Raw genomic sequence first — 24,151 nt, 5'->3', positions numbered from 1 at the left:
GGGCTCCAGCCTACCAGGCGCCTAGCGCTCACTCGCTCAGCTACACGCTCACACCGAGCAGGCGTTGAGGGAGAGGGAAAGCGGTTCGGCGTATTCATGTGGGAGGGGCTTTAGCCGCGACCCAAAGCCCGAGCCATCGCCCCTCCCCACCAATTCCCGCCCTCCTCCCTCCGGGGTCGAGCGGCACAGGTCGGCAGGCAATCCACCGCCTACCGACCAGCGGCACCCGTTTCACCCTTGCGCGCAAACCGCAACGGAACATAATTCAAATTATCTGTATATCCATACAGGCCGGACTTTTACCGGCCCTCACGCAGGAGCCAAGCCATGCTGAGCTGGGATGAATTCGACAAGGAAGACGGCGCAGAAGCCGCCGTCGCACACAAAGCCACCGCACAAACCGGCGACATGAGCCTCGACGCACTGAACCGCGTCGGCGGTGACGCCGCCCTCGAAGCGCGCGCCGTAGAAGCCACCGACTCCGACGCCGTAGCCCGCGCCAAGAAAGCCCTGGACGCCCTCGACATCCAGGAAGGCCTGGACGAACTCGAAGGCGAAAGCGCTCGCGTACACGTCGGCGACAAGCAGATGATCAACGCCCGCGCCGACCTCAACCAGCTCGTACCCTTCAAGTACGACTGGGCCTGGCAGAAGTATCTGGATGGTTGCGCCAACCACTGGATGCCGCAGGAAGTGAACATGAACGCCGACATCGCGCTGTGGAAGAGCACCGATGGCCTGACCGAAGACGAGCGCCGCATCGTCAAGCGTAACCTCGGCTTCTTCTCCACCGCCGACAGCCTGGTCGCCAACAACCTGGTGCTGGCCGTATACCGCCTGATCACCAACCCCGAGTGCCGCCAGTACATCCTGCGCCAGGCCTTCGAGGAAGCGATCCACACCCACGCCTACCAGTACTGCATCGAATCGCTGGGCATGGATGAAGGCGAAATCTTCAACATGTACCACGAGATCCCGAGCGTCGCGAAGAAAGCCTCCTGGGGCCTCAAGTACACCCGCTCGATCAGCGACCCCACCTTCCAGACCGGCACCCCGGAAACCGATCGCCAGTTCCTCAAGAACCTGATCGCCTACTACTGCGTCCTGGAAGGCGTGTTCTTCTACTGCGGCTTCACCCAGATCCTCTCCATGGGCCGCCGCAACAAAATGACCGGCACCGCCGAGCAGTTCCAGTACATCCTGCGCGACGAATCCATGCACCTGAACTTCGGCATCGACATGATCAACCAGATCAAGATCGAAAACCCGCACCTGTGGGACGCCGACATGAAGGACGAAGCGACCCAGATGATCCTGCAGGGCACCCAACTGGAGATCGAATACGCGCGTGACACCATGCCGCGCGGCGTACTGGGCATGAACGCCGCGATGATGGAGGACTACCTCAAATTCATCGCCAACCGCCGCCTGACCCAGATCGGCCTGAAGGAAGAGTACCCAGGTACTACCAACCCCTTCCCGTGGATGAGCGAGATCATGGATCTGAAGAAGGAGAAGAACTTCTTCGAGACCCGCGTGATCGAGTATCAGACTGGTGGGGCGTTGAGCTGGGATTGATTCTTGGGTCTAGACCATTAGAAAGCGCTTTACCTGATTACGGATGTTCGGGGTAGCGAGAGAAACTAAAAGCCCCGCTCAAAGCGGGGCTTTTTTGTGAATTATAAGAAGGCAACAATGAAAGGAAATGTTTTAGGTGATATCCGAGCAGAACATGACTCAAAAATGCTGGAATCCTCATTTTGGGAAACTTCAGACTATAAATCTTTATTGGAATCCAACGATCGATCAATAGTTGTTGGCCGGCGAGGAACAGGGAAGAGCGCATTAGTCCACATGCTATCTAAGCATTGGTCTCACAAGCAAAAAACAAAAATAATGGTCATATCCCCCGAAGAAGAACAGATAATTGGACTCCGGGACACATTTGAATTATTTGGCGACAAATATCTCCACATCAAAGCCGGCACAAAAATGGCATGGAGATATGGTATGTATATGGAGATAATTACAGACCTACTAAACCACTACAAACTACAAAAATTTGTTGATACAAGCTCGATAACACACCACATACAATCATGGGGCTCAAGGCGCCAAAGCATTTCCACAAAAATCAGAAGAAAACTAAAAGATCTAATCAACAACGAACAAAGTCCTCAATCCAGAATCGCCGACCTATCAGATATTCTAGAACTGGATTTAATCGAAGAAGTCTTATTTGAAGCACTAGAAAAAGCCGACATTCAATATGTAATATTTGCCGACAAACTAGACGAAGGCTATAGTCCCGACGACCTAGGCGTCGCCATTGTCGATGGGTTCATTCAGACAGCTATAGACATAAAAAGCAGATCAAATGAATATATCACTGCATTCGCCTTTGTAAGAGACAACATATACCGCTCAATATCAAAGCTAGACCCAGACTTCACAAGAAATATAGAAGGCCAAACCCTTAGACTTCACTGGGACGAATACAATTTATTTAACCTAGTCTGCAACAGGATGAGAACAGCATTCCAAAGCGACATAGAAAACAATACTAGAATTTGGAATCAATTCACAGCCAACGAATTAAAAGGCAAGGACGGCTTTAGAACTGCCCTAAAACTCACTCTTTACAGACCTAGAGACATTCTAGTTCTCCTTAACGACGCATTCCTAAGAGCGCACTCACACGACAGAAAGGAAATAGTACTAGACGATATAGAGTCGACAGCAAAAAGCATTTCATCAAACCGTTTAAATGACCTGCACAAGGAATATGAATCTATATTCCCAGCTCTTGAAGAGTTCACAAGAGTTTTCTCCGGCTGCCAACCAGAAATGAGCACTGCTGACGCAGCAGAAAAAATATCATCTATTTTTTCCCTAGATCGAATAGCCAGAGAAAAACTCCAAGATATTTATCTTTTTGAAAACGAAACACAAGTCCTACAAAGGCTTTACAGCGTAGGATTTATTGGCATGTATAACGAACAATCAGCATCATTCGTGTTCTGTCACGATGGAAAGGAGCCAGACAGAGAATTCTCCAACAATTCGAGACTACTGATCCATCCTTGCTATTGGCTAGCGTTAGGAACATCCCAGTCGGAGTTAAAATTAGACGAAGCTGAGGAAATCCATGATGAGTACGACATTGAGGTAAGCTCTGCATCTAACGAGCAAAGAAATCAACGCATAGGGATGGTCTGAAATAGCCCGACATTTCCGGCCGACTTCGACCTCTGCCGATTTTGAACGCACCGACCAGTCAAAACCGGTCAGGTTGTCCGCTCAGCGCTTCGTTTTTGGCCGTCACGAGCATCTCGTAGCGGCCATTCCTCACATTACAGGTGTACCTCTCCTGCGGTAGTCAGCAAATGTCGGCGCGCCATCCATAGGTTCGACAGGGCAAACAAGGTCATCAGATGAGCCGTGTTCTTCGCCAGACCTCGGAAGCGCGTCTTCATGTAGCCGAACTGCCGCTTGATCACCCGGAACGGGTGTTCAACCTTGGCACGCACCTGGGCCTTGGCTTTCTCAATCTTGCGTCTGGCTTTGTAGAGCGGATTGTTCTTGCCCAGCTTCTTGTACGTGCTCCGGCGCGCCGCAATCTGCCAGATGACTTCGCGTCCTTCATGCTCAAGCCGCTTCTCGACGCCGGTGTACCCAGCATCGGCCGCAACCATGTTCTCTTGGCCGTGCAGCAGTTTGTCGACCTGAGTAACGTCTGCAACATTGGCTGCCGTCCCGACCACGCTGTGCACCAGACCCGATTCCTCATCGACACCAATGTGAGCCTTCATGCCGAAGTAATACTGGTTGCCCTTCTTGGTCTGGTGCATTTCCGGGTCGCGCTTGCCGTCCTTGTTCTTCGTCGAACTGGGGGCATGGATCAACGTGGCATCGACGATGGTGCCTTGGCGCAGCGACAGGCCACGATCGCCCAGGTAGCCATTGATCACGCCAAGGATGCCGACCGCCAGCTCATGTTTCTCCAACAAACGACGGAAGTTGAGGATGGTGGTTTCGTCGGGAATGCGCTCCAGGCTTAGCCCAGCGAACTGACGCAGGATGGTCGTCTCGTACAGCGCTTCTTCCATAGCAGGATCGCTGTAGCCGAACCAGTTCTGCATCAGGTGCACACGCAGCATCGCCATCAGCGGGTAGGCTGGACGGCCGCCGTCACCCTTCGGGTAATGCGGTTCGATCAAGGCAAGCAACCCCTTCCACGGCACCACCTGATCCATCTCGATCAGGAACAATTCTTTGCGGGTCTGCTTGCGCTTACCTGCGTACTCGGCGTCGGCGAAGGTCATCTGCTTCATGGAAAAACTCGGCTGGCGGGATCAGCGTATTTCAACAGATTCGGGAAGTCTTTTTCAGACCATCCCTAACGCGATAGTAGAGCCTTCCATCTAACTCCGCACCATCGTCATTCCCACCACAAAGCAAATCTATTTAAATCAATACCTTATCGCGCCGCCACTGACCTGCCAACGTATTCGCTTGACTTCCTCTTTTTGCTCTACCATTACTACTGTACAAAAACACAGCCAGGGAGTCGGCCATGGAGACCTCCAGCAAGCCTCGTTTGCAAGAGCAGTTCAGGGCGGTAATGCGTGTGCATCATTACAGCATCCGCACGGAGCAATCCTACTGGTACTGGATTCGCTATTTCATCCGCTTTCATCAACTACGCCATCCTCTTGAACTTGGCGCTACTGAGGTCAATGCGTTTCTCTCCTGGCTGGCCGTTGAGCGCAAGGTGGCGGCCGCCACCCAGAATCTGGCGCTCAATTCGCTGGTATTTCTGTACGAGAAGGTGTTGCAGCAGCCCCTTGGGCAAGTTGGCGAGGTGGTGCGTGCCAAACGCTCGGCGCGTATTCCCTGCGTGCTAACGCACGAGGAAGCGACAGCGCTGATTGCCAGGTTGGGTCAACCTCATCAATTACTGGCTTCGCTGATGTACGGCGCGGGCTTGCGCGTAGTAGAGGCGGCGCGCCTGCGCATCAAGGATATCGATGTCGATAAGCAGGTCATCACCATCCATGACGGCAAAGGCGCCAAGGATCGAACTACACTCTTGCCGGCACCCTTGATCACACCATTGCTGGAGCGCAGAGCGCGTATGTTTCGCGCCTGGAAGCAACGGGACATTTTCTATCAAGCCCCCGTCAGCCTGCCCTTTGCGTTACGCCGCAAATATCCAAAGGCCGGCCACTCATTCGAATGGCAGTGGTTGTTTCCGTCAACGGGGCTTTGCACCGATGAGGACGGGCAGATTGTTCGTCATCACCTGCATGTCAGTGCCATTCAGAAGGCGGTCAGGCATGCCGTCCGGCAGTCCAACCTGCACAAGCCAGCAAGCTGCCACACCTTTCGCCATAGTTTTGCCACCGAACTGCTGCGTCGGGGCAGTGATATACGCACCGTGCAGACGCTGTTGGGGCATGCCGATATCCGCACGACGCAGATCTACACGCACGTACTGGGCAAGGGCTTTGCCGGTGTCGTCAGCCCGCTGGGGTGAGCGGGTTATTCGTGACGCCCACCCCGGATTGCATCCGGGCTACGTGACTGGAGCAGCCTTTCGCTAGCCCGCCTTTTGACTGCCCCGCTGTATCACCGTCCGCCCACTCCTTGCGCCCTCTTCCGTGCCGAACAAGCGTGCGTAGCGCAAGGTGGCGTTGGCGTGTTCACGCATGATGCCTTCGGCGCGGGCGCCCTGGCCGGCGAGTACGGCGTCGACGGCGGCGTGGTGTTGCAGGTGGGCGAAGTTGAAGCGGCGGTATTCGCGATCCAGGTGGGCACGATCCACGGCCAGGGCGCTGACCGAGGCGAAGGGTTGGTGGTCGTTGCGCGCCAGGGCGGTGGCGATGGCCGGGTTGCCGCTGGCTTCCACCAGGGCCTGGTGAAAGCGCAGGTTGATGTCGTGGTAGCTGGCCAGGTCTTCTTCGCTCAGGTAGCCCTTTTCGAATAGTTGGTCACCGCGGGTCAGGCATTCCAGCAGCACCGCACGTACGGCTTCGGACACCCCGCGTTCAGCAGCCTGGCGCGCAGCCAGGCCTTCGAGCACGCCGCGCACTTCCACCGCGCCTGCCAGTTCTTCTTCGCCCAGTTGGCGCACGGCATAGCCGCGTGCGCCATGGCGGATCAGCAGGCCTTCCTGCTCCAACACGCGAAACGCCATGCGTACCGGCGTGCGCGATACTCCCAGGCGCTCAGCCGTGGGGATCTCGGCAATGCGCTCGCCTGCCGCCAGGCTGCCTTCGGCAATCATCTGCCTTAGCAGCGCCAATACACGTTGTCCTGGCCCGCTCATGACCTCTCCTTGATTGGATCCAATGGCGCCAGTCTACGGTAGCCAGCGGCCAGTTCAAACCGGCTTTTTGTGCGATAAACGCCCATAAATGGATCCACAACCACAAACAAAAGTAGTCAAAACCGCTCCAATGACTAACTATTGGATCCAATAACAATAAACACGCCCATTTGAGGAGGTTGTCATGTTTCCGAAAAACACCTGGTATGTGGCCTGCACGCCGGACGAGATCGATAACAAGCCATTGGGCCGCACCATCTGCGGTGAGTCGATGGTGTTTTACCGTGGCCCGGAAAACCGCGCCGTGGCCCTGGAGGATTTCTGCCCGCACCGTGGCGCGCCACTATCGCTGGGTTATGTCGAGGACGGCCTGCTGGTCTGCGGCTACCACGGCCTGGCCATGGGCTGCGACGGCAAGACCGCCGCCATGCCCAACCAACGTGTGCAGCATTTCCCCTGTATCCGCCGCTTCCCGGTGGTGGAGCGCTACGGTTTCATCTGGGTCTGGCCCGGTGATGAAGCCCTGGCCGACCCGGCGCAACTGCCACATCTGCAGTGGGCGGAAAGCCCCGAGTGGGCCTACGGTGGCGGCCTGTATCACATCGGCTGCGACTACCGGCTGATGGTCGATAACCTGATGGATCTGACCCACGAAACCTACGTGCATGCCAGCAGCATCGGTCAGAAGGAAATCGACGAGGCGCCGGTCAACACCCGCGTCGACGGCAGCGAGGTGATTACCAGCCGCTTTATGGAGAACATCTCTGCACCGCCCTTCTGGCGTGCGGCGTTGAGCGCCAATGGCTTGGACGAAACGGCGCCGGTAGACCGCTGGCAGATCTGCCGCTTCACCCCGCCCAGCCATGTGCTGATCGAGGTGGGCGTGGCGATTGCTGGGCATGGCGGCTATGAGGCGCCTGATCAGTACAAGGCCAGCAGCATCGTGGTCGACTTCATCACCCCGGAGAACGACACCTCGATCTGGTACTTCTGGGGCATGGCGCGGCGCTTCAAGGTGGATGACGCCGAACTCACCGACCGTATCCGCGAAGGCCAGGGCAAGATTTTCAGCGAAGACCTGGAGATGCTCGAACGCCAGCAACGCAACCTGCTGCGCTACCCTGAACGCAACCTGCTCAAGCTCAATATCGACGCCGGCGGCGTGCAGGCGCGGCGTATCATCGAGCGCCTGGTCAAAGCCGAGCAGGCTCAGGGCGACGGGCAGATTCTGGCCAGGAGCGCATCATGATCGAGGTCATCATCCGCGCCATGCGCCTGGAGGCCGAGGGCATCCTCGGCCTGGAGCTGGTGGCAGCCGATGGCGCGCCGCTTCCGCCCTTCGAGGCCGGCGCGCATATCGACCTGCATCTGCCCAACGGGCTGATCCGTCAGTATTCGCTGTGCAACGACCCCGCCGAGCGCCACCGTTACCGGGTCGCCGTCTTGCGTGACGCGGCCTCGCGCGGCGGCTCGCAGGCCGTGCACGAGTTGCTGCGCATCGGTCAACGCCTGAGCATCAGTGCGCCGCGCAACCTGTTCGCCCTTGATGAGCAGGCGCCGCGCAGCCTGCTGCTGGCCGGTGGCATCGGCATCACGCCGCTGCTGTCGATGGCCTGGCGTCTGTATGCCATCGGTGCGGACTTCGATCTGCACCAATGTGTGCGCTCAGCCAAGCTCGCCGCCTTTGCCGAGCGCCTGGTCGGCGCGCCCTTCGCGGCGCACACGCATCTGCACCGCGACGATGGCGAGGCGGCGCAAAAGCTCGACCTGCCCGCCCTGCTCGCCGCCGAGCCAGCCGACAGCCAGCTTTATGTGTGCGGCCCCAACGGTTTCATGGAATACGTGCTGGACACTGCCCGCGCTCAGGGCTGGGCAGAGGAACGCCTGCACCGCGAATACTTCGCCGCGCCGGAGGCTGAGAGCGGCGGTGGCGCCTTTACCCTGCGCATCGCCAGTTCAGGTCTGGAACTGCATGTGCCGGAAGATCGCACCGCGCTGGAGGTGCTGGAGGACGCCGGTTTCGACATTCCGGTGTCGTGCGGCCAGGGCATCTGCGGCACCTGCCTGACTCGTGTGGTGGATGGCCAGCCGGAGCACCGCGATCTGTTTTTGAGCGACGAGGAAAAAGCCCGCAACGACCAGTTCACCCCCTGCTGCTCGCGCTCGCGTAGCGCTTGTCTGGTGGTGGATCTGTAAACGCAGAGACGGCGCCCAACATGCGGCGCCGTCATCTCAGCATCTGGATACCCTCCAGAGCACCTCTAAAAACTACCTCGGCTTTGGCTTCCTGCGTCGCTCTACCTCCTGCATCCATGCAGTCGTGCGTTACCATCGCTGCGTTAAAAACAGGCTCGTGCGCGAGTCCGAGCTAGGCGCCCCCATCAAAATGCTCATTTACAGCGCGTAAAGTCGAACGCGACTCCGAGTCGTTTTTCGCCTGTTTTTGTGGGGCAGCCATCGGTATTGCGCTGGCTGCCCCGCCTATGTTTTTAGAGGCCCCCTCCTCCAGACTGCCCCTCTCGCCAAGGCAACGACCTCAGGTGCGCAAACCGGCGATGGCCTGGCGCAGTTGCTGCTCCAGTGTGGCCAGTGCCTGGCTGGCGCTCAGCGTCTGCTGATTGGCCTGTGCGGCGCGCTCGGCATCATGGCGAATCTGGCTGACATTGCGGCTTACCTCATCGGCCACACTACTCTGCTGCTCGGCACTGGCGGCGATTTGCTGGTTCATCTGTTCGCTGAGCGCCACCGCTGCGGTGATATCGGCCAAGGCAACGCCCGCCTGCTGAGCCCATGCGGCGGCCTGTTCACTCAAGTCACGGCAATCATGCATCTGCGCCTGACTCTGCCTGGAGCCCTGCTGCAAAGCGTGAATCAGTGCCGCGATCTCGCGCGTCGAGGCCTGGGTGCGTGAGGCCAAGGCCCGCACCTCATCGGCGACCACGGCGAAGCCACGGCCCTGTTGTCCGGCCCTGGCGGCTTCGATGGCGGCGTTGAGCGCCAGCAGATTGGTTTGCTCGGCAATGGCACTGATCACGTCCAGCACGCCATCGATACGCCCGATCTGCTGCTGCAGGTCATCCATCGCGGCCGCGCACTGGCTCATCTGCTCGGCCAGGTGCTGCACCTGTTGGCTCGCTTGCTGGCTCACCTGGGCGCCGTTGTGCGCGCACTGTTGCGCCTGGGTAGCGGCCTGCGATGCCTGCGCGGCATTGTGCGCCACGTGTTGCACGGTGGCGGCCATCTCATGCATGGCGGTGGCCGCTTGTTCGGTCTCCTGCCTCTGCCGTTGGGCAATAGCATTGCTCTGCGTACTGAGTGCGGCCAAGGTGCCGCTGGCTTGCCCCAGGCCGGCAACGCCAGCGCCCATGCCCATGACCAGTTGCCGCAGCGTTGCGGCCATGGCCTGCATGGTGGTCATCAACTGGCCCAGTTCATCCTTGCGGGTATCGACCAGGTCGACAGCACCAAGGTCACCTTCGGCGATGCGCCGGGCAAGCTGTAGGGTGCTGCGCAGAGGCGTCAGGATCAGCCCACGAATGGTCAGCGATGCCACCAGCGCCAGCAGCACGATCACCGCTGCGCCGCTCAATTGCTCCAGCATCACCTTATCGCCGTGTGCCTGCATACGCGCACGCCCTTCGACGACAGCCTGCTCGATCGGCTGCATCAGCGCCTGCGCCTGCTGCTCCATGTGCTCGCCAGCCTGCCTGCTCAGGTCGCGACTCTGCAGGTAGCGCTCAAAGGCCTGGCGATAGGCTTGCAAGGCCTGCGACGCCGCCGCCAGGCTCTGCGCCGAGTTCTGGTCGACGCGCCCGTGGAGCAGCTCCAGCGCCGTGGCCATGCCCTGCACCCGCTCGCCCCAGCGTGCCTGCACAGCCGCCTCAGCGTTCTGCACGTAGGCAAATTCCAGGCTGCGCGCCACCAGCAGCTCACGCAGCAAGGTCGAGGCCTGCTCGGCCAGGCTCAGCGGGTCGGCATCAAGCAGCACGCCGCCGTCCAAGGCGCCGCGTACCTGATCGAGCATGTCCATCTGCACGGCCTCGAATTGCAGGCGCGCTTCGTCAGCCTGTTGCTCCATCTGCGCCTGCGCCTCGCGTGCCTCGCGCTGGCTGCTGATAAAGCCCTCAAACTGCGTGCGATAGCCGTCAAGCGCTGCGCGCAGTTGCCGCGATAGTTCATTGAGCGGCGACGCTGGCTCGCCCGAATGGGCAGACAAGCGCGCCTGCACATCCTCTATCAGGCGCTCGACCTCAGCTAAGCGCGCAGGCTCAGGCTGCAGCGCATAAGCCTTCTGCGCGGCATGCATGTGCAACACCAGTTGATCGATCGCCACTTGCTCGCCAACTTCACCGCTCTGCTTCAGCAGTGACGCCGTGGCATGCAGCCCCAGGGCGATGGCCAATACCGCGAGCAAGGAAACCAGGCCAAAGCCGACTACGAGTTTTTGCCCTACCGAGCAGTCGACGAAGCGCCGACCGATTTGCCTCAACATCCCGATTGTCCTCAGCATCCAAATGCGCGCACAGGCCGCGTTTGCCTGGCGATCACGCCCCTGCCATGGCAGGCCGCGACTCGGCGAAGGCGCTGCGCAGGCTGTCTTCGATCAGTTGCCAGGCCTGCTCGGCGCTGTCGTCCGGGCCCAGGTGGGTGAACATATGGTCACAGCCGACAAACATGCGCTCCTGCACAGCAACACCGGCCTCGCGCAGCTTGGCGGCATAGGCTTGGCCTTCCGCCAGTAAGACGTCGTACTCGGCGGTAATCAGCGTGGCAGGCGGCAGTCCGCGCAATTGCTCGACCGAGGCCAATGCGGGTGAAGCCAACGGGTCGCGTGCCTGCGCCGGGTCGGAGAAATAGCAGCTCATGAAGAACTTCATCAGACCGGGGGCCAGCAGCGGTTTGTCCAGCGGTGATGTCTTGCTCTCAGCAGGCGCGGCCAGATCCAGCGCGGCGTAGTCGATCACCTGATGCACCACGCGCAGACGCTGATGATTGCGCGCCAGGGCGGCAACGCCAGCGGTCAGGTTGCCGCCGGCACTGTGCCCGCCAACAGCCATGCGCCAGGGGTCAATGCCCAGCTCAGTGGCGTTGTCCGCCAGCCACTCCAGCACCGCGAAACACTGGTTAAGCCCCGCCGGAAAGGGATGCTCGGGCGCCAGCACGTAGTCGAGGTTGACCACCAGGCAGCCCAGGTTGTGCGCCAGGCGCTGGCAGTAGCTGTCATCGTGCTCCGGCACGCCCGCTACGAAGCCGCCACCGTGCAGGTTCAGGTAGACCGGTCGCGGTTGCTTACATCCGCTCAGCGGCCAATAGAACAGCGCACGAGCGCGCCCCTGCGGGGTGTCGATATAACGAGTCTGGCGCGCCTGCAGCGGATAGTCGGCACTGGCATACACGAAGCTCGACTTCATCCGTTTGGCGAACGCGCGAAGCAATTTGGCGGCGAGGGTTTGCACGAGTTTCATCGCAGAGTTCTCATGACAGTGGATTGGACAGAGGGTCATCAAGCAAATTGTCGAGGCTCAGCAACACCCCGCCGATATAGCGCTCCAGGCTGCCATCGGCCTGGCCAGAGGCGGCTTCGAGCAAGCGCTGGCGAGCAAAGCGATAGACCCGATGCTGCTTGTGCAACACCTCGGCCTGCGCCGGTAACAGGTCGACCAAGACGGTGAAATCCGTCTCGATCTGCCGATCCAACGCATTGAAGCCGTCTTGGTCGAGGTTCAACGAGTGCGCGCCCAGCACCCTGGCATGGCGCGCCATGGCGTTGATCAGCAGTTCACCGATGGCTTGACTCAGGCGCTGTTGCACCTGCTGCGATTGCTCCGCTGCGGGCACCTGTTGGCGCAACTGCGCCTCCAGTTTTAGCCGCGCATCAAGCAAGCCCACCAGCAGTTGTGGGTAACGCGGCGCCTGCTGGCGAGGCACGCTGGCCAGTTGCGCCTGGCGCGCCAGCAGCTCATCAACGGCCTGACGCAACGGCTCTGGCCAAGGCTGCACGGCAAGTTGCTCACGCATGCTTGTGCCAGCCTGTTGCATACGCGCCAAATGGCGTTCATCCGGTTGCGCTTGCGGGTCAGGGTTGTAGTACACCAACGCATTGGCCGTCAGCAGTACCGCCTGGGTGCGTAGCGAGGGTTGCGCCCAGCTCAGCGGAGCCAGGCAGCACAGCACCAAGGTCAGAGCCAGCCGCGTCATCAGTCAGCCGCCTTGCGACTGCCGCGCGGCAGCAGCAGCCAGGCCAGGGCCGGCAGCAGGATCAGCGCGCCGAGCATGTTCACCAGGAACATGAAGGCCAGCAGGATGCCCATGTCGGCCTGGAACTTGATCGGCGAGAACACCCAGGTGGCCACGGCGATGGCCAGGGTCAGGCCGGTCAGCAGCACCACCTTGCCGGTGGCCAGCAGCGCGCCGTAGTAGGCATCGACCAGGCTGTCGCCGGCCTTCATGCGCGCCAGCAACACGCTGAGCACATACAACGCGTAGTCGATGCCGATGCCCACGCCGAGGGCGATCACCGGCAGCGTGGCCACCTTCACGCCCATGCCCAAGGCCACCATCAGTGCTTCGGCCAGTACCGAGGTGAGCATCAGCGGCAGGATCGCGGCGAGCACCGCGCGCCAGTTGCGGAAGGTCATCCAGCACAGCAGGATGACCGCGCCGTAGACCCAATAGAGCATCTCGTGCATGGCCTTTTCGACCACGATATTGGTGGCCGCTTCGATACCGGCGCTGCCGGCGGCGAGCATGAATTTCACCTCAGGCAGCGACTGCTGGGCGATGAAGGCCTCGCTCTCGGCCACCACCCGCGACAGGGTCGCGGCCTTGTGGTCGGCCAGGTAGACGTACAGCGACAGCAGCGAGCAGCCCTGGTTGAACAGTTCACGCGGGGCGCGCGTTTGCACGGCGCCCAGGGCACCTTCGTTGGGCACCAGCTCGTACCACTTGAGGTTGCCCTCGTTGTAACCGGCGCTGGCCATCTTGCTCAGGCTGGCCATGGAGTTGGTGGCCTCCACGCCCGGCAGTTGCTCCAGGCGCCAGGCCAGCTCATCCACCGCTGCCAGGGTGTTGTAACGCGTGCACTGATCCTCGGGGGTACGCACCATGATCACGAAGATGTCCGAGCTGGCCGCGTAGTGCGCGTTCATGAAGGCCGCATCGCGGTTGTAGCGCGAGTCGGCGCGCAGCTCCGGCGCGCCGGGGTCCAGATCGCCGATCTGCAGATGACTGCCAACCAGCTTGCCGCCTACTGCCAGCAAGGCGCCGACCAGCAGCGCAGCCACGGCACGACGCGGCGTGGCGAAGCGCGACAGGCTGGTCCACAGCGGATGGCGTTCGTGCCCGGCCTGTTGGTCACGCAGGCTGCGCTGCGCCGCCTTGGCGCTAACGCCGGTGTAACTGAGCAGTACCGGCAGCAGCACCAGATTGGTCAGCACCAGCACGGCCACGCCGATGCTGGCGGTGATGGCCAGGTCGCGGATGACCTGAATGTCAATCACCCAGAGCACGGCAAAACCCACCGCATCGCTGATCAGCGCGGTCAGCCCGGCGAGGAACAGGCGGCGAAAGGTCATGCGTGCAGCGGCCAGGTTCGACAGGCCGCGGCCGATGTCCTGCATGATGCCGTTCATCTTCTGCGAGCCGTGGCTCATGCCGATGGCGAACACCAGAAACGGCACCAGAATCGAGTACGGGTCGAGCGCGTAACCCAACGACGCCAGCAACCCGACCTGCCAGAGCACACCCACCAGCGAGCAGGCGACTACGGCGAAAGTGCTGCGCAGGCAGCGTGTGTAGGCCAGCAGCATGGTCACGCTGATCAGTACGGCGATGACGAAGAACAGCGCGATCTGCCCCAGGCCTTCCAGCAGATCGCCGACGATCTTCGAGAAGCCGGTGATGTGGATGCTTACGCCTTCGGCCTGGTACTTGCTGCGCAGCGCTTCCAGTTGCTGCGACAGCGCGGCGTAGTCCAGCGCTTCGCCAGTTTGCGGGTTGCGGTCGAGCAGCGGCAGGAAGATCACGCTCGAATGCATGTCGCCGGCCACCAGTTGGCCAATCTCCCCGGAACGGGCGACGTTGGCACGCACTTCTTCGAGGCTGGCGGGCGAGCCGTCGTAGCCATCGGGGATCACCGTGCCGCCGTCGAGGCCTTCTTCGGTCACCGCCGTCCAGCGCGTGGTCGGCGTCCACAGCGACTTCATATAGGGCCGGTCGACGCCCGGCAGCAGGTACAGCTCATCGTTCAGGCGCGCCAGGGTGTCGAGGTAGGCGGCGTTGAAGATGTCGCCCTCTTTTGTGGCCACGGCGATGCGCAGCACGTTGCCGACGCCGCTCAGTTCACTGCGCTGAGCAAGGAAGTTGGCGATGTAAGGGTGCTGAGTCGGGATGGTTTTCTCGAAGCTGGCATTGATGCCGATGCCGCGCGCCTGCCAGCCAAGCAGCAGGGTCAGCGCCAGACACAGCACAACCACCAGCAGGCGGTGATTAAAGATGGCGCGCTCGACGACATTGCCCGAACGCGGATCGAAGGTATCCCGATGCACAGCGACAGTCGGTACGGCATCGTCAGGATTCTCGAATTTCACTACGCACTCCTCAGGCGCGGCAAATGCCACGCCGACACGGGATCACTCAGCGCTGGGCCGATTGTTCAGGGATTTGCCGCGCAGCGATGCCACTCAGGCCGCCACTGGCGAGGCTGCCGTCAGCCGCCTGGACGACGCTGGACAGGCCAGGCGCCAAACGCAGCGGCACGCTTTGTGTGCTGAGGCTGCCGGGCTGCGCGATCAGCAGTTCGCCGCCTTGACCGGCCAACAGCAAACGGCCGTCGGCCAGTTCCAGCGCGGCGGCCAGGGCCGACTCCACGCCAGTTTCCAGCCCCTGCCAGGACTCGCCACCATCGCTCGACCACCAGGCATTGCCGCGCAGCCCAAAGGCCAGCAGGCCATCATGGGTCGCGAGCAGGCCGAAGAAGCTGCCCTCGTAGGGGGATGTCAGGGCGGCGAAGTGTTCGCCGCCATCGCTGGAACGTAGCAACAGGCCACGTTCGCCAGCGATGTAAAGATCGCCGCGCCAGGCACGTATGGCGTAAAGGTTGAGCGCCTGCGGGTTGTCCAGATGCTCCATCCAGCTCTGCCAGGTCTGGCCACCGTCCTCGGTACGCAGGATCAGGTTGTAGGCACCGACCAGGTAGCCGACGCGCGCATCCTGAAAATACAGGTCGAGAAAGGGTTTATCCGGGCCGTCGGCCACCATCGCCTCGGCCTGTTGGATTTGTGCGGAGTCGCCGCTCGCTTGCGCCGCCTGCAACACCAGATTGGCCGCCTGGATACCATCGAGCTGCTTGCTCCAGGTTTCCCCGCCGTCGCTGCTGTGCAACACCACGCCAAGATGGCCGACCGCCCAGCCCTGCTGCGCATCGACGAACTGCACAGCCGTCAGATTGACGCTGACCGGCACCTCAACCTGGCGCCAGCTCGCGCCGTTGTCGTCCGACAGCAGGATGATGCCGCGCTCGCCAACCGCAACCAGGCGCTGCCCGGCACGCGCCAGATCCAGTATCACGCTGCGTTCAGCCTTGGCACTGAGCAAGGCTGGGCGCTCCAATACGGCGGGAGCCGCCTGCACGCCAAGGGCGAAAACACCGGCCAGCACCAGTGCAAGGCCGCTGAGCCCTTTCGCTAAGACTTTCATTAAAACCTCCTCGAAAGCCGGGGCGGCAGGCAGCACCGCCCCGGTCGCTCGAATCAACGAATGCTGGAGTTAGCCATGGCGTCAGGGGTGAAGAACGTGGCAGAAGGCCGCTCGATGGTGTGGTACTGCTCGTTCAGATCGTTGCTTGAGGAGTTGAGGAAGTAAGCCCCGGTGTCGAGGTTGTAGCTGCCCCACATCACTTGCGCAGTCAGGGCCGGCATGTCCGGCGCCAGCAGGGTCAGGCTGTACATCTGGCGGCCCAGGCGACCTTGTGCGTCGTAGCCATCAACCAGCAGCACCTGCCAGGAGTCCTCGTCCACGTAGTAGGTGCGGCGCGGTACGACGTGGCGCTTACCCGACTTGAGCGTGGCCTCAACCACCCACACGCGGTGCTTCTCCCAGCGCACCAGATCCGGGTTGAGGAAGCGCGGCTGCACCAGATCATCGCTCTTGGCCAGGCCGGCACGGTTGTTGTTGTAGGGCACCAGCAGTTCTTTCTTGCCCACCAGTTTGAGGTCGTAGCGGTCGGTTGGGCCGAACACCATGAAGGCCTCGTCGAACAGACCAACGCCGGAGGTGACGAAATCCGGGGTGTCGTAGGCGATATTCGGCGCGCGGCGCACGCGGCGCTGGCCGACCAGGTATTGCCAGGCAGCACGGGCGGAGGGGTCGACGTCCCAGTGGGTCATCAGGCCTTCACCGGCTTTGGACGACGGCAACTCGGTGTACAGCTTGCCCCACTGATATTTGCCACCGAAGCTCTCCAGGTTGCCCTCCTTGAAGTAGTAGGGGAACTGGTAGCTGAACTTGGCGCGAGTGGCCTGCACCTTCTTGCCCCCGGCGGTCATCAGCCAGGTGTCGAACGGCGAGCTAATGGTGTCACCGCCCTGCCAGGATAGGCGGTAGTTCCACAGCACTTCGGCGCCGTTTTGCGGGATCGGGAATGGGATACCACCGTAGGCACCACTGACCTTCTCGGTCGGCACGTCAATCTGGGCGCGGGTGGCGTTGGCAAAGGTGTTGTCGTACACCCACTGCGGCGCGGCGGCGCTGCGATGGGTCGGGTACACGTCCAGGCGGTAGTCGGGGTACTTGTTCAGCAGCACCTTAGTGCCTTCGGCCAATTGCTCGGCGTACTGGCCCATATTGGCGGCGCTGATGCTGTACAGCGGCTTCTCGCCAGCAAAAGGGTCGGCGCGCTTGTCGCCACTTTTATAACCGGCTGGCACCTGGGTGTAGCCGCCGTCCCAGGCCGGGATGCTGCCGTCGGCATTGGCGGCACGCTCGGCGCCCATGGGGGTCAGGTCAGTCTTCAGGCGCGCGGCCTGATCAGGGCTAACGGCGGCCTGTGCCAGGCCACCGGTGAGCAGGGCAAGGCTGCACAGGGTCGTAATCAGGTTCTTATTAAACATAGTCATTGCACCTGTTGTTCTTAGAAAGTGGTCTTCAGATAAAGCGAGACGAAGTCGCGATCAGCCAACGACTGGGCGTAGCTGAAGTTGCCGTCTTCACGCAGGCCGGCCTCCGGTGCGCCGAAGAAGTTCACGTAGTTCAGGCCCATCTCCCAGCGCTGCAGGTAGGTGGCCTTGAGGCCCACGCTCCAGTCGCCGGCATGGGTGTTGCCGAAACCGGACTTGCTGACCGCCGAGGAGCGGCCATCGAGCACCACGCCAAAACCGACCGGCACGCTCAGATCCAAACCATCGGCGATCTGGAAGTACGCAGGCTCAGCCAGCACGCGCAGCGCGGTGGCGTCGCGGGTGGTGTTGCTGTCCAGCGCGGCGCGGTTGTCGGTGACGCTCAAAGTGCGGTTCCACGCCAGCTCGGCGAGAATCGAGCCGCCATCCCACAACGCCGACGGCGACAGCAGGTAGATGGTCGACAGGTTGACGTGCGCGGTGCGGCCCTTGGCGTAACGCGCCTCGCCGTCGTTGTCCGCCGCCTGGCCGGGTGCGATTACCTGCAGGTTGCTGACCAGCGGCGCGTTCCAGCGCAGCGAGGCCTCGCCAGCGAAGTTGAAGTCACCATGAGCAGTGGAGAAGCTGGCGCCGACGGTCTTGATGTCCTCGGCGAACACCTGGCGGTAGCTGGAGAGCACCGGCGACGGCCCTGCGGTGTTGACGTAGCCGTACAGGCCGCTAGGCGCCTTGTCGTGGTACTGCGCAGCGTACAGGCCCAGCTCCAGTTCGGTGTCCTCGGGCTTGAAGCGCAGTTGCACGCCGCCCTGGCCGCTGTTCTTGGCCTCGATGTCGCTGGCATGCCGGGTCAGGCCGCCGGTGACATCGGTAATCGAACCGGAGCCTTCGCCGATCAGGTCGTTATCGCTCAGGTAACTACCGGCCCCTGGCAGGCTGGAACGCTCCCACTCAAATTGGTAGTAGGCGCCCACCGACAACCGTGGCGTGAGCTGCAACTGCCCGGAAATCTGGTTGACCGGACGTAGGATCTCCTTGAACTGAGTGCCCGGCACGCTGAGCAATTTGACCACGTCGGTCGGCCCCTGCGCGGCGCCGATGCCGTTGCCGCCGTAGAACAGGCTCTCGCCGTATACCAGGCTGTGGCGGCCCAGGCGCAGCACGCCCTGCGAGCTTTCTCCCAACTCGCCGCGCAGGTAGACGAAGGCGTCGAGCAACTCGGCATCACGCCCGTGCAGGTCGCGGGTATCGGAGAGGAAATCCGGCTGATTGCTGCTGTCGGTATCGTCGTTATAGATCTGGTCGTACCAGGCTGCGCCACTGACGCGCAAGCCGTAGTTCTGGTGGCTCAGATCCATCTCGGAAAAAAGGTCGAGGCGGTTGGAAACCAGCCCACGGCTGAAGTTACGGTCGCCCTGACTCTGGATCGAAGGAAACAACCCATTAGCCGTGGGCGCATTGGTGAGCCGGTCATCAGCCCCCTGCAGGCGCCAGGCCTGGCTGTACTTGATGGTGTTGTCCCAGCGCATTTGCCAGTCGCTGTCGCCCAGATCAATCTGTGCGGCCATGGCCGGCACGCTACTGGCCAAACTGACAGCCAGGGCCAGCGAACGAACGCTGGTATTCGCTTGTGTGTGCTTCATGTCGTTCCTCATTGTTTTTGTTGTGCGGACGCAATGGCTGCCGGGCAGACAGCCGGTATCACCGGGTATTGACTCCCGTAGATTCAGAGGTAGGTAGAAGCCAGGCCACCATCGACCGGCAGGTTGACGCCATTGATCCAGCGCGACTCCTCGGCACAGAGGAAGGCGATCACCGCCGCCACTTCGTCGGAATAGGCCGGGCGCTTGATGCGGTGAGCGTCGGACTCGATACGCTGCGAGCCGAGCATGGATACGAAGTCGCCCAGAATCGGTGTGAACACCGGCCCCGGCGCCACGCAGTTCATGCGTACCGAATGGCTCATGAACCAGGGCTGCGCCTGGGTCATGCTCCAGACGATCAGCGCTTCCTTGAAATACTGGTAGCAGGTCTGCGGCGGCACCGGGTTGGCAGCCAGCCAGGCTTCGCCAGCGGCGAACCCCTCGACGGCGGCCAGCGCCTTGTGCTGCTCCAGGCGCTCGGGCCACTGCGCGCCGAGCACCGAGGCGACGTTGACGATGCAGCCACCGGCGTTGATGCGCGGCAGCAGTGTCTCGGTCAGGTGACGCAGACCAAGGTAGTTGACCCGCGCCAACAGATGCGGGTTGGCCGTGCCCGGTACACCGGCGATGTTGCACAGGCCATCGAGCTGCGTCGGCAGCCGGGCCACGGCTTCATCGATATTGGCCGGGTACTCCAGATCGATCTCGACGAAGCCGTCGAGGCTCATCTGCGGTTCGCTGCGATCCAGGCCGATCACCTTAGCGCCATGAAAGCGCAGCAGGCGCGCCGTCTCGGCGCCGATGCCGGAGGCAACACCGGTTACTGCCAGGGTTTTACCTTGCAGGTTCATCTTTCGCGTCCTCTTATTCTTGTTGTGTTCGCTAAAAGGCTCGGTCAGAAGGGATAGCGCGGCGGCGTGTCCTTGACCGTGACCCATTGCCATTGGGTGTATTCGTCCCAGTCAGCCGGGCCGCCGACGTTGCCGCCGTTGCCAGAGTTGCCACGCCCACCGAAGGGGTTGATGCACTCGTCGGCCACGGTTTGGTCGTTGATATGCAGCAGGCCGCTGTGCAAACGCTCACCGATGGCCATGGCGCGCCCCAGCGAGGGCGAAATCACCGCAGCCGCCAGGCCGTATTCGGAGGCATTAGCCAGTTCGACCGCCTCGTCGTCATCATCGAAGGCCACCACGCAAGCTACCGGGCCGAAGATTTCCTCATCGAAGGCGCGCATGCCGGGCCGCACGCCGGAGAGCACGCTGGGCTTGTAGAACAGCGCCTCAGCCGGGCCACCGACTTCCAGGCGTGCGCCTGCGGCAACGCTGTCGTCGACGATCTGGCAAACCCGCGCATGCTGGCGCTCATTGATCAATGGGCCGAGATGCGCCTCGCCACGGGCGGCGTTGCCCACCGTCAGGGCGCGCGCCTTGTCCACCAGCAGACGAGTCAGCTCATCGGCAATCGAGCGATGGGCCAGGATCAGCCCCGTGGCCATGCAGATTTGCCCCTGGTGCAGCCAGGCGCCCCAGGCGGCGTTGCTGGCGGCCAGTTCCAAATCGGCATCTTCCAGCACGATCAGCGAGTTCTTGCCACCCAACTCCAGCGCCACCTTTTTCAGGGTACGCCCGGCCGTCTCGGCGACCTTGCGCCCAGCCGCCGTAGAGCCGGTGAAGGCAATCATGCCGACCTGCGGGTTTTCGCACAGCGCCTGCCCCGCTTCGGCGTGGCCAGGCAGCACATGCAGCAACCCTTGCGGCAGGCCAGCAGCCTCAAACAGACGCGCAATGAGAAAACCGCCCGTAATGGGCGTCTGCGGATCCGGCTTGAGCACCACGGCATTACCGGCAGCCAGCGCCGGCGCCACCGAGCGCAAAGACAGAATCAAGGGGAAGTTGAACGGCGAGATCACCCCGACCACGCCATGCGGCACACGCCGCGCATAGGAAAGACGCCCTGCCTGGCTGGGCATTACCAGGCCATGGCCCTGCGAGAGCATCCCAGCGGCCTGGTGCAGCAGCACGATGGCCTCGCGCATCTCATGGCTGCCCTTGAGCACACTGCCGCCGGTTTCCCGCGCGATAAACAGTGCCAACTCGGCGAAATGCGCCTCGGCATAGTTGGCGGCGCGATGGAAGATCATCGCCTTCTCCCGTGGCCCCATCGCGTGCCAGGCCGGTTGCGCCTTGCTCGCAGTTGCGCAGGCAATGCGTACATCCTCGGTACCGGCCAGGCCGGTACAGGTCAACTGGGTATTGGTCGCTGGCTCACGCACCGGGTTTACACCGCCAAGTGCGTTGATCCACTCGCCATTGAAAATCTTCTCGCGCCACAGCGCTTCACGCAGGAAACTGGCCTCTTTGACTGCGGACATATCGCACTCCGATATTCTTGTATTTGTGGAAGGCGAATCCCGTGTCTTGCGCTCACGAGCCTTGCCCTGCTCGTACTAGAGCAAGCGCTGTGCCCAAAACTTTTGCGCGCCTTAAAAAGGCTCTAGAACGGGCATTACAGCAATGTTTCAGGCCTTTACGCCGGCGCTAACGCCCGGCGCAAGCTACGCAAATGATTAAAGTTATGCTAATTAACCATTTATCCTTTGATCATTTGATGAAGCGAGGCGGTGACCATGGATACGCCCAAGCATCTGTTCGGCAACCTTGCCCAAGGCAAAGACTCCAGCCCGCTACGCGGCGATAGCTCGCAACTGCAGCAAAATCAGTCACCAACCACCGAGGAGCTGGCCGAATGCCTGTTCTTCTCCCCAAGCGACGGGCGCATCTGGCTCAACGATCAGCGCATGCTGCTGATGCACGGTTCCTCGTTTGGCTCACTGCGCCGTGAATTCATCGACAGCCTTGGCCTGGAGCGCGCGCGCGGCCTGTTCACCCGCACCGGTTATCAGTCCGGCGCACGCGATGCCCAGTTGATTCGCACACGCTGGCCGCAGGCCGACCGCACAGCGGTGTTCTTCGCCGGCACCCGCCTGCACACCCTCGAAGGCATGACCAAAGTTGAACCGCTGCACTTCAAGTTCGATGCCGACACGGGCCTCTACGAGGGCGAATTTCTCTGGCACCACTCCTGCGAAGCGGATGAACACATTGCCGCTTATGGCGTAGGCCAGGACTCGGCTTGCTGGACTGAGATCGGCTACGCCACCGGCTTCGTCAGCGGCATGTTCGGGCGCCTGGTGATTTTTCGCGAAGTTGAATGCCGCGCCATGGGCCACAAAGTCTGCCGGGTGCTGGGTAAAACGGCAGAGCAATGGGGCGATGTCAGCGCCGACCTCGCCCTGCTCTATACCAATGCCCCCCCTGCGCCAGCCGCTGCCCAGGCCACAGCGCCCCTGAAAACCAATCCCGGCGAGGCGGGCGAGCTGATTCCGATTGGCGCCAGCGCCGCCTTCAGTGCCGCCCGACATGCCTTGCTACGAGTCGCGCCGACCCCGGCCACGGTGTTGATTGGCGGTGAGTCGGGCGCGGGCAAAGAACTATTCGCCCGCGAACTGCACCGGCAGAGTTCGCGCCGCGAGCAGCCCTTCGTCGCCCTCAACTGCGCAGCTATCCCGGAAAACCTGATCGAAGCCGAACTATTCGGCGTCGAGCGTGGCGCCTTCACCGGCGCCAGCCATTCGCGCCCTGGCCGCTTCGAGCGCGCCCATGGCGGCACCCTGTTCCTCGATGAAATCGCCTGTCTCAGCCTACCTGGCCAGGGCAAGCTGCTGCGTGCCCTGCAGGAGCGCGAGGTGGAGCGCGTCGGTGGCGGCCAGCCAATCCGCGTGGATGTACGCGTCGTGGCCGCCACTAACGTCGATTTGCGCCAGGAGGTGCAAGCCGGGCGTTTCCGCGAGGATCTGTTCTACCGCCTCAACGTCTACCCCATCAGCCTGCCGCCGCTACGCGAACGCCGCGACGATATTCCGCTGCTGGTCGATGCCTTTCTCAGCCGCTACTGCCGCGAATACGGACGCACCCACGCCGGCCTTACCATGCGCGCGCTCAAAGCCCTGCTGCTGTACGACTTCCCCGGCAATGTGCGCGAGTTGCAGAACCTCATCGAACGCGGCCTGATCGCCAGTGATGAGGGGCGTCCTATCGACATCCTGCACCTGTTCCACAACGAACCCCTGCCGCCACAGCTCTATTCGCTGAGCCAAAGCGGCACCCTGTCCAGTGACGCGCAAAACAGCGAGAGCGGCCCAGACAATTTGCTCGAACGGCTGCAGGAACTGCATATCGAGCCGGATATCGAGCGCCTGGAGCGACGCCTGCTCGACGACGCCCTGAGCAAGGCCGACGGCAATCTGGCCGCCGCCGCACGCCTGCTCGGGCTAACCCGAGCACAATTTGCCTATCGCCTGAAGAAACATGGCACGTCTGAACAGAATTAATGCTGGCGTCCGGCTCATACACCCCGCAAAATAATTAACTTTATTAACTGAAAGATGATCAATACAGAAGCCATGGCCAAGCCCCCCGAGCAAAGCAACCAGAGTGTAGATCCCGCGATCCTCGACCAAGGCCTGGAAAGCTATCTTGGCTATGTGCTGCGCCGTGCACAGATGAAGGTCTTCCAGCACCTTTCCACACGCCTGGACACGTTCGAGCTACGCCCGGCGCAGTTCACCGCACTGATGATCATTGAGCAGCATCCCGGCCTGATGCAGGCCGACCTCGCCCGCGCCCTGGCCATTGAGCCGCCACAAGCGGTGGTGCTGGTTAACAAGTTGGAGCAGCTCGGCCTGGCCATGCGCGTACGCTGCAAGCCGGACAAGCGCTCCTACGGCCTGTTCCTCAGCAAAGTAGGAGAAGTCCGCCTGAAAGAACTCAAGGCGCTGGCCGCACAGAGCGATCGCGACTCCACCGCCGCGCTCGACGATCAGGAACGTGCACAACTGCTGCACTTGCTACGCAAGCTCTACCGCGATACCCAGTAACGTCCTCCGGCAGACCGTTCGCCACCTGCCAATGCCCCTCGTTGCATATCCCTGCGCACCGTTCACCTGACTTAGCTCAACACCGACTACCTTTAAGCTAAGGTTCACTTAACACGCACCGAGACATCAT

General features: G+C 61.4%; 18 protein-coding genes and 1 pseudogene. 7 read left to right on the top strand and 12 right to left on the bottom strand.

What is annotated here, in order from left to right; genetic code table 11:
* Nucleotides 1–327 precede the first annotated feature (327 nt).
* Together AERO9A_RS13655 and AERO9A_RS13650 are read left to right on the top strand one after the other, a co-directional pair.
* On the top strand, nucleotides 328–1,578 hold the full coding sequence (locus tag AERO9A_RS13655; protein WP_159972502.1) for a ribonucleotide-diphosphate reductase subunit beta: 1,251 nt from the start codon (nucleotides 328–330) through the stop codon (nucleotides 1,576–1,578).
* 96 nt (nucleotides 1,579–1,674) lie between these two features.
* Entirely contained in the window at nucleotides 1,675–3,219 is a 1,545-nt protein-coding gene (locus tag AERO9A_RS13650) for a P-loop ATPase, Sll1717 family (protein ID WP_159972501.1), read from the top strand.
* A gap of 134 nt (nucleotides 3,220–3,353) precedes the next feature.
* Here the strand turns inward: AERO9A_RS13650 and AERO9A_RS13645 are convergent, their stop codons facing one another.
* Nucleotides 3,354–4,334 (bottom strand): IS5 family transposase, encoded by a 981-nt coding sequence (locus AERO9A_RS13645; RefSeq protein ID WP_159972500.1) that lies wholly within the window; start codon nucleotides 4,332–4,334, stop codon nucleotides 3,354–3,356.
* Between the two features lie 242 nt (nucleotides 4,335–4,576).
* Between AERO9A_RS13645 and AERO9A_RS13640 the strand changes: the two genes are divergently transcribed.
* Nucleotides 4,577–5,539: an integron integrase gene (locus AERO9A_RS13640; RefSeq protein WP_159972499.1), complete on the top strand. Its 963-nt coding sequence runs from the start codon at nucleotides 4,577–4,579 to the stop codon at nucleotides 5,537–5,539.
* A gap of 63 nt (nucleotides 5,540–5,602) precedes the next feature.
* Here the strand turns inward: AERO9A_RS13640 and AERO9A_RS13635 are convergent, their stop codons facing one another.
* Complete coding sequence (locus AERO9A_RS13635; RefSeq protein ID WP_159972498.1) at nucleotides 5,603–6,331, bottom strand: GntR family transcriptional regulator; 729 nt, start codon at nucleotides 6,329–6,331, stop codon at nucleotides 5,603–5,605.
* Between the two features lie 184 nt (nucleotides 6,332–6,515).
* Here AERO9A_RS13635 and AERO9A_RS13630 point away from each other — a divergent pair, with 184 nt between their 5' ends.
* Both AERO9A_RS13630 and AERO9A_RS13625 read left to right on the top strand, forming a co-directional pair.
* Nucleotides 6,516–7,580 carry an aromatic ring-hydroxylating dioxygenase subunit alpha gene (locus AERO9A_RS13630; RefSeq protein ID WP_159972497.1) on the top strand — a complete coding sequence of 355 codons (1,065 nt, stop codon included), beginning with the start codon at nucleotides 6,516–6,518 and terminating at the stop codon, nucleotides 7,578–7,580.
* A complete protein-coding gene (locus AERO9A_RS13625) occupies nucleotides 7,577–8,527 on the top strand; it encodes a PDR/VanB family oxidoreductase (RefSeq protein WP_159972496.1) in 951 nt (316 codons plus the stop codon). Before AERO9A_RS13630 ends, AERO9A_RS13625 begins: the two co-directional genes overlap by 4 nt.
* Nucleotides 8,528–8,867: 340 nt before the next feature.
* Here the strand turns inward: AERO9A_RS13625 and AERO9A_RS22850 are convergent, their stop codons facing one another.
* From AERO9A_RS22850 to AERO9A_RS13580, 10 genes and pseudogenes are all read right to left on the bottom strand, one after another.
* Nucleotides 8,868–9,698, bottom strand: a complete 831-nt coding sequence (locus tag AERO9A_RS22850; RefSeq protein WP_372239694.1) for a methyl-accepting chemotaxis protein — start codon at nucleotides 9,696–9,698, stop codon at nucleotides 8,868–8,870.
* 24 nt (nucleotides 9,699–9,722) lie between these two features.
* Nucleotides 9,723–9,932 (bottom strand): annotated as a pseudogene (locus AERO9A_RS22845) (HAMP domain-containing protein); the annotation flags it as partial.
* Between the two features lie 943 nt (nucleotides 9,933–10,875).
* Nucleotides 10,876–11,796, bottom strand: coding sequence for an alpha/beta hydrolase (locus AERO9A_RS13615; RefSeq protein ID WP_159972494.1), 921 nt, complete (start codon nucleotides 11,794–11,796; stop codon nucleotides 10,876–10,878).
* A gap of 10 nt (nucleotides 11,797–11,806) precedes the next feature.
* On the bottom strand, nucleotides 11,807–12,529 hold the full coding sequence (locus AERO9A_RS13610) for a hypothetical protein (protein ID WP_159972493.1): 723 nt from the start codon (nucleotides 12,527–12,529) through the stop codon (nucleotides 11,807–11,809).
* Nucleotides 12,529–14,919: an RND family transporter gene (locus tag AERO9A_RS13605; protein ID WP_159972492.1), complete on the bottom strand. Its 2,391-nt coding sequence runs from the start codon at nucleotides 14,917–14,919 to the stop codon at nucleotides 12,529–12,531. Before AERO9A_RS13605 ends, AERO9A_RS13610 begins: the two co-directional genes overlap by 1 nt.
* A gap of 46 nt (nucleotides 14,920–14,965) precedes the next feature.
* On the bottom strand, nucleotides 14,966–16,027 hold the full coding sequence (locus AERO9A_RS13600; RefSeq protein WP_159972491.1) for a YCF48-related protein: 1,062 nt from the start codon (nucleotides 16,025–16,027) through the stop codon (nucleotides 14,966–14,968).
* A gap of 53 nt (nucleotides 16,028–16,080) precedes the next feature.
* Nucleotides 16,081–17,445 carry a DUF1329 domain-containing protein gene (locus tag AERO9A_RS13595; protein WP_256665965.1) on the bottom strand — a complete coding sequence of 455 codons (1,365 nt, stop codon included), beginning with the start codon at nucleotides 17,443–17,445 and terminating at the stop codon, nucleotides 16,081–16,083.
* A gap of 14 nt (nucleotides 17,446–17,459) precedes the next feature.
* On the bottom strand, nucleotides 17,460–19,085 hold the full coding sequence (locus AERO9A_RS13590; RefSeq protein ID WP_372239681.1) for a DUF1302 domain-containing protein: 1,626 nt from the start codon (nucleotides 19,083–19,085) through the stop codon (nucleotides 17,460–17,462).
* An 83-nt stretch (nucleotides 19,086–19,168) separates the two neighbouring features.
* Entirely contained in the window at nucleotides 19,169–19,936 is a 768-nt protein-coding gene (locus AERO9A_RS13585) for a coniferyl-alcohol dehydrogenase (RefSeq protein ID WP_159972488.1), read from the bottom strand.
* Between the two features lie 44 nt (nucleotides 19,937–19,980).
* Nucleotides 19,981–21,456, bottom strand: a complete 1,476-nt coding sequence (locus AERO9A_RS13580) for a benzaldehyde dehydrogenase (protein WP_159972487.1) — start codon at nucleotides 21,454–21,456, stop codon at nucleotides 19,981–19,983.
* Between the two features lie 255 nt (nucleotides 21,457–21,711).
* Here AERO9A_RS13580 and AERO9A_RS13575 point away from each other — a divergent pair, with 255 nt between their 5' ends.
* Nucleotides 21,712–23,475: a sigma-54-dependent Fis family transcriptional regulator gene (locus tag AERO9A_RS13575; protein ID WP_159972486.1), complete on the top strand. Its 1,764-nt coding sequence runs from the start codon at nucleotides 21,712–21,714 to the stop codon at nucleotides 23,473–23,475.
* A gap of 54 nt (nucleotides 23,476–23,529) precedes the next feature.
* Nucleotides 23,530–24,021, top strand: a complete 492-nt coding sequence (locus AERO9A_RS13570; protein ID WP_372239680.1) for a MarR family winged helix-turn-helix transcriptional regulator — start codon at nucleotides 23,530–23,532, stop codon at nucleotides 24,019–24,021.
* The last annotated feature ends 130 nt before the right edge of the window (nucleotides 24,022–24,151 follow it).

It is taken from the genome of Pseudomonas sp. 8Z (genome assembly GCF_902506535.1).
Lineage (GTDB): Bacteria > Pseudomonadota > Gammaproteobacteria > Pseudomonadales > Pseudomonadaceae > Aquipseudomonas.
This window is presented reverse-complemented; position numbering and strand designations above follow the sequence as displayed.